This window comes from Kocuria sp. U4B, assembly GCF_054875615.1.
The window spans coordinates 1,476,270-1,488,789 of the sequence record NZ_CM142180.1 but is presented as its reverse complement, the minus strand read 5'-3'; the positions used below and the strand labels follow the sequence as shown (position 1 = coordinate 1,488,789).

Below are 12,520 nucleotides of genomic sequence, written 5' to 3'. Positions count from 1 at the left end.
TGCTCTCATGACCACGATCCCCGCCCCCTCGGCCGCGCCCACTCCCCCCGCGACCGGCGCCGGGCGCACCGTCCCGCACGCCCCCGTCCCCGACGCCCTCCCCGAGCAGGCCATCGCCCTCGTGCGCAAGTGGCTCACCGAGGCGGAGCAGTTCCCGGTGGACGCCTCCGGCGAGCAGCTCGCGGGCGTGCTCAAGGACCCCAGCGGGCTGGAGTTCACCGTCGGCTTCGTCGACGGCGTCATCCGCCCCGAGGACATCAAGGTCGCCGCCCGCAACCTCGCCCGGCTGGCGCCGAAGGTCCCCGCCTTCCTGCCCTGGTACCTGCGCGCGGCGGTGCGCACCGGCGGGGCGCTGGCCCCGGCCGCGCCCCAGGTCGTCATCCCCGCCGCGCGCAAGGCCCTGCGCGAGATGGTCGGCCACCTCATCGTGGACGCCAGCGAGGCCAAGCTGGGGAAGTCCATCGCGAAGATCCGCAAGGACGACGTCCGGCTCAACGTGAACCTGCTGGGCGAGGCCGTGCTCGGCGACCACGAGGCCGAGCGGCGTCTGCAGGGCACCCACGACCTGCTGGCCCGGCCCGACGTCGACTACGTCTCCATCAAGGTCTCCTCCACCGTCGCCCCGCACTCCCCGTGGGCCTTCGACGAGGCCGTGGCCGAGGTCGTCGAGAAGCTGACGCCGCTCTACGCGCGGGCCGCCTCGTTCCCCGCCCCCAAGTTCATCAACCTGGACATGGAGGAGTACAAGGACCTGGACCTCACCATCGAGGTCTTCACCCGGATCCTCGACCAGCCCCAGTTCAAGCACCTCGAGGCCGGGATCGTCCTGCAGACCTACCTGCCCGACGCCCTGGAGGCGATGATCCGCCTCCAGGAGTGGGCGCAGGCCCGCCGCGCCGCCGGCGGCGCCCGCGTCAAGGTACGCGTGGTCAAGGGCGCGAACCTGCCGATGGAGCAGGTCGAGGCGTCCCTGCACGACTGGCCGCTGGCCACCTGGTCCACCAAGCAGGACTCGGACACCCACTACAAGCGCGTCCTCAACTACGCGCTGCAGCCCGGCCACGCCGACGGCATCCGCATCGGCGTGGCCGGGCACAACCTCTTCGACATCGCCTTCGCCTGGCTGCTCGCCTCCGAGCGCGGGGTCACCGAGGCCGTCGACTTCGAGATGCTGCTGGGCATGGCCACCGGCCAGGCCGCCGCCGTCAAGGCCGACGTCGGGTCCCTGCTGCTCTACACCCCCGTGGTGCACCCGCAGGAGTTCGACGTGGCCATCGCCTACCTGATCCGCCGCCTCGAGGAGGGCGCGTCCCAGGAGAACTTCATGTCCGCGGTCTTCGAGCTGGCCGCCAACGAGGAGCTCTTCGCCCGGGAGAAGAACCGCTTCCTCGCCTCCCTGGCCGGCCTCGACGACACCGTCCCGGCGCCCAACCGGGTCCAGGACCGGACCCGGCCGGAGCCGCCCGCCCCGCGCGAGGGCTTCGCCAACACCCCGGACACCGACCCTGCCGTGGCCGCCAACCGCGCCTGGGGCCGGGGCATCCTGGAGCGGGTCCCCGGCTCCGCCGCCGGCGTCGCGACCGTCACCGCGGCCCGCGTGCAGACCGAGGAGCAGCTGGAGCGCGTGGTCGAGGCCGCCCTGGAGCAGGGCCGGGGCTGGGCGGGCCTGACCGGCGCCCAGCGGGCCGAGGTGCTCCACCGCGCCGGGGACGCCCTGGCTGCCCGCCGTGCCGAGTTCCTGGAGGTCGCCGCCGCCGAGGCGGGCAAGACCCTCGACCAGGCCGACCCGGAGGTCAGCGAGGCCATCGACTTCGCCCACTACTACGCCGAGCGGGCCCGCGAACTGGACACCGTGGACGGGGCGAGCTTCGTGCCGTCGCGGCTGACCGTGGTGACCCCGCCGTGGAACTTCCCCGTGGCGATCCCGGCCGGCTCCGTGCTGGCCGCCCTGGCCGCCGGCTCCCCGGTGGTGTTCAAGCCGGCCGGTCCCACCAAGCGCTGCGGTGCGGTGGTGGCGGAGGCGATCTGGGAGGCCCTGGACGCCTCCGGGATCCCCCGGCAGGTGCTGGCCCTGGTCGACCTCGAGGAGCGGGCCCTGGGCCGGCAGCTGATCAGCCACCCGGCCGTGGACCGGCTCATCCTCACCGGGGCGTACGAGACCGCCGAGCTGTTCCGCACCTTCCGCCCCGACCTGCCGCTGCTGGCCGAGACCTCGGGCAAGAACGCGATCATCGTCACCCCCAGCGCCGACTTCGACCTCGCCGCCAAGGACGTCGCCTACTCCGCCTTCGGCCACGCCGGGCAGAAGTGCTCGGCCGCCTCCCTGGTGATCCTCGTCGGCTCGGTGGCGAAGTCCCGCCGGTTCCGCAACCAGCTGGTGGACGCGGTGACGTCGCTGACCGTGGACTACCCGACCAACCCGGCCGCGCAGATGGGCCCGCTCACCGAGCAGGCCTCCGGCAAGCTGCTCCACGCCCTGACCAGCCTCGAGGAGGGCCAGTCCTGGCTCATCGAGCCCCAGCAGCTCGACGGGTCGGGCAAGCTCTGGTCCCCGGGCGTGCGCTCCGGGGTGCAGCGCGGCTCCGAGTTCCACCTGGTCGAGTACTTCGGCCCGGTGCTGGGCGTGATGACGGCCGAGACCCTGGAGGAGGCCGTGGCCATCCAGAACGAGGTCGACTACGGGCTCACCGGCGGTCTGCACTCCCTGGACCCGGCCGAGATCGGCTACTGGCTGGAGAACGTCCAGGCCGGCAACGTCTACGTCAACCGCGGGATCACCGGGGCGATCGTCCAGCGCCAGCCCTTCGGCGGGTGGAAGAAGTCGGCGGTCGGGCCGGGCACCAAGGCCGGCGGCCCGAACTACCTCATGGGCCTGGGCGAGTGGGAGCCGGCGCCGCTGCGCGGGCCGGGACGTCCCGTGGCGGACACCGCCGTCGCCGGCCTGCTGAAGGCCGCCCACTCCGGGACGGCCGGTCTCACCGCCGGCGAGGCGAAGACCTTGGAGCAGGCGGCCCGCAGCGACGAGGCCGCCTGGGCCGAGGAGTTCGGCACCGCCAAGGACGTCTCGGGCCTCTACGCGGAGCGCAACCTCTTCCGCTACCTCCCGGTGGACGTCACGGTGCGCCTGTCCGAGGGCGAGCACCTCGCCGACCTGCTGCGAGTCCTCGCGGCCGGTCTGCGCGCCGGCTCCGCCCTCACCGTCTCCACCGCACGCGAGGTGCCCGCCGCGGTGGCCTCCGTGCTCACCGGCCGCGGCGTGCGGATCCGCGTCGAGGACGACGCCGCGTGGCTGGCCGGGGCCGAGCGCCTCGGCGGCGGGCGCGTGCGGCTGATCGGCGGGGACCGCGCGGGATTCATCGCCGCCACCGGGTCCCGCCCGGACGTGGCCGTCTACGCCCACCCCGTCACCGCGGCCGGGCGGGTGGAGATGCTGCCGTTCCTGCACGAGCAGGCCGTGAGCATCACCGCCCACCGCTTCGGCACCCCCAACCACCTCACGGACGGGATCATCTGAGCGGCGGAGTCCGCCGACGCACGCGGCCCTGCTGCCGGGCTCGGCCCGGCAGCAGGGCCGCGTGCGTCACGGGGCCGGGGCCACGGCGGGACCCGCCGCCTCCGCGCGGAGGCAGCAGGTCCCGCCGTGGTGCCCGGCCGGGCCTCGCGGCTCAGCGGCGGCCGGCCGCCCGGCGGCGCACGCCCAGGACCGCGGCGCCCGCGGTGCCCACGGCGAGCGCGCCGAGGGCGGCCGGCACGGCCACCCCGCCGGCTCCCGCGTCGGCCGTCTCCACTCCCGTGTCCGCCGGGCCCTCGGGCAGCGGCAGCTCCATCTGCGTGGGCAGGAACGTGCCGCAGGCGATGGGGACGTCCGTGGCCAGCGGCAGCGCCGGGGCCATCGGGTTCACCTTCGCCTGCGCCTCGGCCGACAGCGCCGCCGGGTCCGCCCCATGGATGTTGATCACCGCGTTGCCGGCCTGCAGGGCGGCCAGCGTCGCGGCGTCCAGCGTCATGGTGCGCTGATAGGTGTAGGCCTCTCCGGCGGGGAACCGGTCGACCGCCGCGCCCGAGGCGGGGCTCACGTCGCCGGCGGTGGTCAGGGAGACGGCGATGCCGCCCGTGTAGGGCGCGCCCTCCATGGAGCTGACCACGCCGTCGGCGTCGGCGTCCGCGGCGGGGGGCGCGCACACGCCCTGCCCACCGGCGTGGATGTGCTGGCCGTGCGGATACGGGGCGCCCTGGAACAGGGCGGGGGCGCCGGAGACCTCGACGGTGACCGTCGCCTGGTCGCCGGTGACGTCGACGACGGCGTGGCCGGCGGCCGTGCTGTTGTTGACCGGGGCGAGCTGGGCATGGAAGGACCAGGTGTCGGCCGCGGCGGCGGGCGCCGCCGAGAGCACGGCGGCCCCGAGGGCGAGAGCGGGAAGGGTGAGCAGAGCGGACTTCTTCATGGGATCGGCCAATCGGTGAGAGCGATGGGACTGGGAAGTGACGCGAAGCACAGTTTACTGACAGATCGGCCGCCGTCGAGAGTGTGAACGGCCCGGACGGTCCCTGTGCGACCGCCTCCCACCTCGTGGACGTCCGCTTCCGTGCCCTCGTGCGGGCCGACCGCCCCAGCGGTATAGTCGCGCTCACACCGGAAGCCCGCTGTGGCCCGTGTCCCCGGAGTGCGGGCCTCGGCCGGGTACCGCATTCCGCCCCGCCCGGTTCCCCGCCGCGCCGGCCGGGGAGCGCGGGCCCGCAGGACGTTGAGGAGCAGTGAGGCATGGACGGCATCCGAGTCACGGTCAACGGCCAGGTGCGCGGCGGCGACGGCGCCGGGCCCCACACCCGTCTGCTCGACTGGCTGCGGGCCGAGGGGCTGACCGGGGCGAAGGAGGGCTGCGCCGAGGGCGAGTGCGGGGCCTGCGCCGTGCTCGTGGCCCGGCCGGACGGCGCCGGACGGAGCCGGTGGACCTCGGTGAACGCCTGCCTGCCGCCCGCCGCCGCCTTCGACGGCCAGGAGGTGGTCACGGCGGAGGGGCTCGGCAGCGCGGGCGGCGCCGGCGCCGGCGAGCGGCTGCACCCCGTCCAGCGCGAGATGGCGCAGCGGGGCGGCTCCCAGTGCGGCTACTGCACCCCCGGGTTCGTCTGCTCCATGGCCGCCGAGTACTACCGGACCGAGCGGGACGCCTCCGGTGCCTCCGGGGCGGGCGCCCGGGTGCAGACCGGCACCGCGGTCACGGGGGAGGAGCACGCGAGCGACCACGAGTGCGGCCCCAACGGCTTCGACCTGCACGCCCTCAGCGGCAACCTCTGCCGCTGCACCGGCTACCGGCCCATCCGCGACGCGGCCTACGCGCTGGGCTCCCCGGAGGACGCGGACCCCCTGCGGCGGCGCCAGGAGCAGCCCGCGCCGCCCGCGCGCCCCACCCGCCTGAGCGCCGACGGGGCCGAGTTCGTCCGGCCCGGGTCCCTCGAGGAGCTCCTCGAGCACCTGGAGCGCACCCCCGACGCGCAGCTGGTGGCCGGGGCCACCGACGCCGGGGTGGAGGTCAACCTCCGGCACGCCCGCCCGCCGCTGGTGCTCGCCGTGGACCGGCTCGAGCCGCTGCGCACGCTGGAGGTCGGCGCCGAGCGGATCGAGGTCGGGGCGGCCCTGAGCCTGTCCGAGATCGAGCGCGGCCTCGCGGGGCGGGTGCCCCTGCTCGACCAGCTCTTCCCGCAGTTCGCGTCCCGGCTGATCCGCAACGCCGCCACGCTCGGCGGCAACCTGGGGACCGGCTCGCCGATCGGCGACTCCGCCCCCGCCCTGCTGGCCCTGGACGCCTCCGTGGTCCTGGCCTCCGCCCGCGGCGAGCGCGAGGTGCCCCTGGCGGAGTACTTCACCGGCTACCGGCAGACCGTCAAGGAGACCGGGGAGCTGCTGCGCGCCGTGCGGATCCCCCTGCCCCTGGCCGGGCGCACCGCCTTCTACAAGATCGCCAAGCGGCGCTTCGACGACATCTCCAGCGTGGCCGTGGGCGTGGCGGTGCGCCTCGACGGGGGGACCGTGACCTCCGCGCGGATCGGCCTGGGCGGCGTGGCCGCCACCCCGATCCGGGCGCGGGCCACCGAGGACGCGCTCACCGGCCGGCCGTGGACGCGGGAGACCGTGGCCGCCGCCGCAGCCGTGATGGCCGGCGAGGGCACCCCGATCGACGACCTGCGGGCCAGCGCCCGCTACCGCTCCGCCATGCTGGGGCAGGCCCTGCTCAAGTTCTGGGCGCAGACGCCGTCCGCCCCCGACCCGGAGGTCCCCCGATGAAGTCCCTGGCCGAGCGCCCCGTCGACCCCGTGGTGGGCGTGCCCGTCGCCCACGAGAGCGCCGCGCTGCACGTGACGGGCGCGGCCCTGTACACCGACGACCTGGTCGCGCGCACCCGCCGCGTGCTCCACGCCTGGCCCGTCCAGGCCCCGCACGCGCACGCCCGGGTGCTCGCCCTGTGCACCGCCCCGGCCCTGGGCGTGCCGGGGGTGGCGCGGGTCCTGACGGCCGCGGACGTGCCCGGGGTCAACGACGGCGGCACCAAGCACGACGAGCCGCTGTTCCCCGACGAGGTCATGTTCCACGGCCAGGCCGTGTGCTGGGTGCTCGGCGAGACCCTGGAGGCGGCCCGCCGGGGCGCCGAGGCGGTCGAGGCCGAGTACGAGCCCCTCCCGTCGCTGCTCACCGTGCGGGAGGCGGTCGAGGCCGGGAGCTTCCAGGGCATGAGCCCCACCATCGCCCGCGGCGACGCCGAGGCGGCCCTGGCGGCCGCGGCCCACCGCTTCAGCGGCGAGGTGGAGTTCGGCGGGCAGGAGCACTTCTACCTGGAGACCCACGCGTCCCTCGCCTACGTGGACGAGGCCGGGCAGGTGTTCGTGCACTCCAGCACCCAGCACCCCACGGAGACCCAGGAGATCGTCGCCCACGTCCTGGGCCTGCACAGCCACGAGGTCACCGTCCAGTGCCTGCGCATGGGCGGGGCGTTCGGCGGCAAGGAGATGCAGCCCCACGGCTTCGCCGCCGTCGCCGCCCTGGGGGCGGCGCTGACCGGGCGGCCGGTGCGGGTGCGGCTCAACCGCACCCAGGACGTCACGCTCACGGGCAAGCGCCACCCCTTCCACGCCCGCTGGGAGGCCGGCTTCGACGAGGCGGGGCGGATCCAGGCGCTGCGCGCCACCCTGACCAGCGACGGCGGGTGGAGCCTGGACCTCTCGGAGCCCGTGCTGGCCCGCGCGCTGTGCCACGTCGACAACGCCTACTGGATCCCCGCCGTGGAGGTCCGGGGCCGGATCGCGCGCACGCACAAGACGTCCCAGACCGCGTTCCGCGGCTTCGGCGGACCGCAGGGGATGTTCGTCATCGAGGACGTCCTCGGCCGGTGCGCGCCCCTGCTCGGCCTCGACCCCGCCGAGCTGCGGCACCGCAACCTCTACGACCCCGGGCAGACCACCCCCTACGGCCAGCCCGTCCGGCACGCGGAGCGGCTGCAGACGATCTGGCGGCTGCTGCTGGACCGCGCGGACGTCGACCGCCGCCGCGAGCAGATCGCCGCGTTCAACGCCGGCCACCCCGACACCAAGCGGGCGCTCGCCGTCACCCCGGTGAAGTTCGGCATCTCGTTCAACTTCACGGCGTTCAACCAGGCGGGCGCCCTCGTGCACGTCTACAAGGACGGCTCCGTGCTCATCAACCACGGCGGCACGGAGATGGGGCAGGGCCTGCACACGAAGATGCGCCAGGTGGCCGCCACGGCCCTGGGCGTGCCCCTCGAGACGGTCCGGCTCGCGCCCACCCGCACGGACAAGGTGCCCAACACGTCCGCGACGGCGGCCAGCTCCGGCTCCGACCTCAACGGCGGAGCGATCAAGAACGCGTGCGAGCAGATCCGCGACCGCCTCGCGGAGGTCGCGGCCCGCAGGCTCGGCGTCCACCCCGACGACGTGCGGTTCGTCCGGGGCACGGTCACCGGCATCGGCTTCGACGACCCGGGCCTGTCCTTCGCCGAGGTCGCGCGCGACGCCTACTTCCAGCGGGTCTCCCTCTGGGCCGCCGGCTACTACCGCACCGAGGGCCTGCACTGGGACAGCTCCCGGATGCAGGGCGAGCCGTTCAAGTACTTCTCCTACGGGGCGGCCGTCTCCGAGGTGGAGGTCGACGGGTTCACCGGGGCGTACCGGCTGCTGCGCACCGACATCGTCCACGACGTCGGGGACAGCCTCTCCCCGCTCATCGACGTGGGGCAGATCGAGGGAGGGTTCGTGCAGGGGGCCGGCTGGCTGACCCTGGAGGACCTGCGCTGGGACGTCTCCGACGGCCCGCACCGCGGGCGGCTGGCCACCCAGTCGGCGAGCACTTACAAGCTGCCCAGCTTCTCGGAGATGCCGGAGGAGTTCAACGTCCACCTCTTCGAGCAGGCCACCGAGAGCGGCGTGGTCTACGGCTCGAAGGCCGTGGGGGAGCCGCCCTTCATGCTGGCCTTCAGCGTGCGCGAGGCCCTGCGCGAGGCGGCGGCGGCCTTCGGCCCCGGCGACCGCAGCGTCGAGCTCGCCAGCCCGGCCACCCCGGAGGCGGTGTTCTGGGCGCTCGACCGGGCACGCCGCGCCGCGCCGGCGGACGCGCCGCCGGCGTCCGTGCCGGCCGCCCTCTGACGTGGACTGGCTGGACGCGCTGCAGCACCTGCGCGCCGCGAGCCTGCCGGGCGTGCTGGTGACCGTGGCCGAGGTGCGCGGGCACGCCCCGCGCGAGGCCGGGGCGAAGATGGTCGTCGGCGCGGACACCACCTGGGACAGCGTCGGCGGCGGCAACCTCGAGGCCACCGTGGTCGAGCGGGCGCGGGCGATGCTGGCGTCCGGGGCGAGCGTGCCCGAGACCATGGTCTTCCCGCTCAACGAGCACGCCACGGTCCAGCACGGGCGGCAGTGCTGCGGGGGCGTCGTCAGCGTGCTGCTGGAGCCCCAGCGGGCGCGCCCCGCCGTCGCGGTGTTCGGGCTCGGCCACGTCGGCCACGAGCTCGCCCGGGTGCTCTCCCGGCTGCCGCTGCACCTGCACCTGGTGGACAGCCGCGAGGGCCGGCTGGAGCCGGACCGGCTCGCCGGCGTGGTCGACGGGCCCGCCCAGGTCCACGTCCACCGCAGCCCCGCCCCGGAGGCCGTGCTGGCCGCGCTGCCGCCCGGCACCCACGTGCTCGTGATGAGCCACGACCACGCCGAGGACCTCGTGCTCTGCGACGCCGCGCTGCGCCGCGACGACCTCGGCTCCGTGGGGCTGATCGGCTCGGCCGCCAAGTGGGCGCGGTTCCGCGTACGGCTGCAGGAGGAGGGCCACGCCGCGGACGTCGTCGACCGGATCGCGTGCCCCATCGGCCTGCCCGGCGTTGCCGGCAAGGAGCCCGCCGTGATCGCCATCAGCGTGGCGGCCGACCTGCTCCCGAAGCTGGCCGCCCCGGGGCGGCCGGCGCACTGACGGCGCGCGGGGCCGGGACGCTCAGGCGCTCCGGGGCAGCTCGCCCCACCCGGTGCGCCCGGCGGCGGGGCCGGCGGTCAGGTCCGTCAGCTCCGCTCCGGGCAGGTGCGGGAGGATCTCCGTGGCCAGCACCCCGAGGCCCGCGACATAGGCGGCCGCAGCGTCGTCGGCCTGCACCTGCACGCGCACGCACACGCCGGGAACGCCGCTGCTGCGGGCCAGGCACCCGTGGGCGGCGATCTCCTGCTGGACCGCGTTCAGGGCCATCCCATGCACCCGCCGCGGGGTGCGGATCGTCGCCGTGACCGCCCAGAGCATCACCGCTCCTGCCGGTGGTGCCGGGCCCCGGGCACCCCGGTCCGCCGGCGGGGCCCGGAGGGCCCCCGCCGCACCCGGTCCCCCTCGCGCCCGGCCTGTTCGGGCATCCGGGGCGGCAGGTGCGCCTGCCGCCCCCGGACGGTGTTCGTGTCCACCGCTCCCCCGTCGTGAACGTGTCGTGGTGGCCGGCCGCAGGCGCCGTTGCCCGGGGCCGGCCGGCGGGACGCAGGACGTCTCCGCCCCTCCAGGATCCGTCCCGCACCGGGATCTGCCCACCGGTGCCGGGTCCTGCGTGCGCGAATCGGACACCGGGCGCGCATGCGGTCCCGTCACGCCCGCCGCCGACGCGCCCGGGGCGTCACCGGGCCGGCCGTGGGCACGGCCGGCCCGACCGCGGGGCCCGGGCCCTCAGTAGTCGATCCGGGTGGTGCTCGCGGTCCACGCCTCGAAGGGCGCGGTCCGCTCCCGGAGGTCGACGGGCCGCACCGGCAGGGAGCGCTCCTCCACCGGCTTGGCGAAGTAGTCGTAGAACTCCGCGTCGTCGAAGCCGCCGGCCGCGGCGTCGTGGCGGTCCGCGGCGAAGTACACGGCGTCCAGCCGGGCCCACAGGGACGCGGCCAGGCACATGGGGCACGGCTCGCAGCTCGAGTAGAGGGTCGCCCCGGAGAGGTCGAACGTGCCCAGCTCGCGGCAGGCGGTGCGGATGGCCATCACCTCGGCGTGCGCCGTCGGGTCGTGCTCGGCGGTGACGCGGTTGACGCCCGTGAAGCGACGGCCGTCGGCGGTCACCACGACGGCGCCGAAGGGCCCGCCGTCGGCCCCGACGTTCTCGACCGCGAGGGCGACCGCCTCGCGCAGGTGCTCCTCGGCCGCGGCCGGGACGGAAGGCTGGTCTGTGCTCATGCGCAACTCCGGGGGTGGGGCAGGCGCCGCGTGCGGGCTCTGACGCGCCAGAACCGGGATGTGCGCCGACGGCGGCCGCTGCGTGGTGGCTGATGCAGTTCTGCCTGGTGGACGGTCCGTGGTGGGACCCGCCGTCGGCGAGACCGACGTTACCCGCGGGTGCGGCCGGCCACAACGCCCGCCGCGCGCCGGGCGGCACCGGTCCCCGGTGCGACGCGGCCCCGCGGGGCGGGCCCGTCCCGCGCTCACTTCTCCCAGGGCGCCTTGACCGGGAAGTAGCGCTCCAGGAACGCCGTCATCCGCTCCGCGCGCTCCGCGGCGGGGACCTCGGGGAAGCTGCCGTCGTTGAGGCAGAACATGTCCCGGTCCCGCCGGGACAGCAGCCGGTCCATCTGCTTCAGCCCGGCCCGGGTGGTGGAGTCCACGTACTCGGTGCGCGCGGCCTCCTGGGTCACGGCCCGGCCGGTGAGCAGGGCGTAGTAGTGGTACAGGGAGTTCGTCACGGAGATGTTGTCCGCGGCGCGGAAGCGGCTGGCCGCGGTGCGCTCGAACTCCCGGGGGAACTCGCGCTCGAGCTCCTCGACCACGCCCCGGCGCAGCGGCGCGGCGCAGTGCTGCAGGTGCCGGGTGGTGACCCGCCCGAAGCGCTCCCACAGCAGCCGGCGGTTGACGCGGGCGGCGTTCTCGAAGCCCGAGCGCTCCGGGTGGCCCTCGCCCAGCCCGATGCGGGTCGTGGCCTCGACGAACTTGGTCACCCCGCCGGGGGAGAAGAACAGCGCCGGGCCGATCGGGCGCCCGAAGAACATGTCGTCGTTGGAGTACAGGTAGTGCTCGCTCAGCCCCGGGATGCGGTGCAGCTGGGCCTCCACCGCCTGGGAGTTGTAGACCGGCAGCACCGAGGTGTCCGCGAAGAACTCCTCGCTCGGCACCACCCGCACCCGGGGGTGCTCGGCCAGCCAGGCCGGGGCCCCGGAGTCGGTGGCGATCCAGATCCGGCGCACCCACGGGGCGAACATGTGCACCGAGCGCAGGGCGTACTTCAGCTCGTCGAGCTGCCGGAAGCGGGCCTCGTGGTCGTCGCCCTCGCCCACGACCGCGTCCTCCATGTAGGAGGCCCGGACCCGGCGGTACTCGGGGTCGGAGCCGTCGACCCAGGAGAAGACCATGTCGATCTCGAAGTCGATGTCGCTCGCGTGGTCGGCGAACATGTTCTCGATGGTGGGCCACCGCAGGCCGAAGCGCTCCACGGTCCCGCGCACGGCCTCCGCGCGCGAGACGGTGCGGCGGGTCAGCGAGTTCTCGACGGGCAGCCGGATCTCCTGCTCCCGGAACTCCCACAGCTCGATCTGCACGCCGGTCGCCGCGCCGTAGTAGAGCTTCGAGCGCTTCGACCAGTGCGGCCGGTACAGGCGCAGCACCCGGGCGTCGCGCCGGTGCGTGAGCTGCCCGTCGGCGAGCAGCTCGGAGGTCTTCCGCTTCGTGTCCATGGGCTTGACGTAGTACGGCTCGCCCTCCGCCGCCGCGACCAGCGCCGCCCGCAGCCGGGCGCGCTCGCCCACGTCCACCGCGACCACGGGCCGCTCGTCGTTGCCCCGCACCAGGAGGTAGTCGATCCCGGCCTCCTCGAGCACCTCGCGCACGAACAGCAGGTTCTGCACCATGACGGCGTAGGGCGTCTGGTCGGTCAGGCGCAGGGCGAAGCGGTCCTTGTGGCGCACCACGTCGGGGCGCTGGTCGAGGGCCGCGGCGGAGGCGGGGGACGCGCTGCGGACCTCGTCGCCGTCGGCGCCGTCCTCGGGCGCGGGGAAATAGGCGGTGTCGAGCAGGGGGGTG

The 12,520-nt window shown here is 75.2% G+C and carries 8 protein-coding genes; 4 read left to right on the top strand and 4 right to left on the bottom strand.

All coding sequences use genetic code 11. The features are described 5' to 3' along the window. Nucleotides 1–7: 7 nt before the first annotated feature. The gene (locus tag ACYSMR_RS07065; protein WP_461747781.1) at nt 8–3,514 is read left to right on the top strand and encodes a bifunctional proline dehydrogenase/L-glutamate gamma-semialdehyde dehydrogenase; all 3,507 of its coding nucleotides are present in this window, start codon (nt 8–10) and stop codon (nt 3,512–3,514) included. Between the two features lie 151 nt (nt 3,515–3,665). On the opposite strand, the gene ACYSMR_RS07060 is transcribed toward ACYSMR_RS07065, so the two are convergent. Next, on the bottom strand, nt 3,666–4,445 hold the full coding sequence (locus tag ACYSMR_RS07060) for a hypothetical protein (RefSeq protein WP_461747780.1): 780 nt from the start codon (nt 4,443–4,445) through the stop codon (nt 3,666–3,668). Nucleotides 4,446–4,762: 317 nt separating this feature from the next. Between ACYSMR_RS07060 and ACYSMR_RS07055 the strand changes: the two genes are divergently transcribed. The 3 genes from ACYSMR_RS07055 to xdhC are packed head-to-tail and all read left to right on the top strand — an operon-like array spanning nt 4,763 to nt 9,466. Further along, nucleotides 4,763–6,283 carry a xanthine dehydrogenase small subunit gene (locus tag ACYSMR_RS07055; protein ID WP_461747779.1) on the top strand — a complete coding sequence of 507 codons (1,521 nt, stop codon included), beginning with the start codon at nt 4,763–4,765 and terminating at the stop codon, nt 6,281–6,283. Continuing rightward, nucleotides 6,280–8,652 carry a xanthine dehydrogenase molybdopterin binding subunit gene (gene xdhB, locus ACYSMR_RS07050; protein WP_461747778.1) on the top strand — a complete coding sequence of 791 codons (2,373 nt, stop codon included), beginning with the start codon at nt 6,280–6,282 and terminating at the stop codon, nt 8,650–8,652. Before ACYSMR_RS07055 ends, xdhB begins: the two co-directional genes overlap by 4 nt. Before the next feature lies 1 nt (nt 8,653). After that, nucleotides 8,654–9,466 carry a xanthine dehydrogenase accessory protein XdhC gene (gene xdhC / locus ACYSMR_RS07045; protein ID WP_461747777.1) on the top strand — a complete coding sequence of 271 codons (813 nt, stop codon included), beginning with the start codon at nt 8,654–8,656 and terminating at the stop codon, nt 9,464–9,466. 21 nt (nt 9,467–9,487) lie between these two features. Here xdhC and ACYSMR_RS07040 read toward each other — a convergent pair whose 3' ends face one another. From ACYSMR_RS07040 to ACYSMR_RS07030, 3 genes are all read right to left on the bottom strand, one after another. Continuing rightward, entirely contained in the window at nt 9,488–9,784 is a 297-nt protein-coding gene (locus ACYSMR_RS07040; protein ID WP_461747776.1) for a hypothetical protein, read from the bottom strand. A gap of 408 nt (nt 9,785–10,192) precedes the next feature. Beyond that, nucleotides 10,193–10,687, bottom strand: a complete 495-nt coding sequence (locus ACYSMR_RS07035) for a nucleoside deaminase (RefSeq protein WP_251331741.1) — start codon at nt 10,685–10,687, stop codon at nt 10,193–10,195. Between the two features lie 245 nt (nt 10,688–10,932). Next, nucleotides 10,933–12,408 carry a stealth family protein gene (locus ACYSMR_RS07030; RefSeq protein ID WP_461747775.1) on the bottom strand — a complete coding sequence of 492 codons (1,476 nt, stop codon included), beginning with the start codon at nt 12,406–12,408 and terminating at the stop codon, nt 10,933–10,935. Nucleotides 12,409–12,520: the final 112 nt, after the last annotated feature.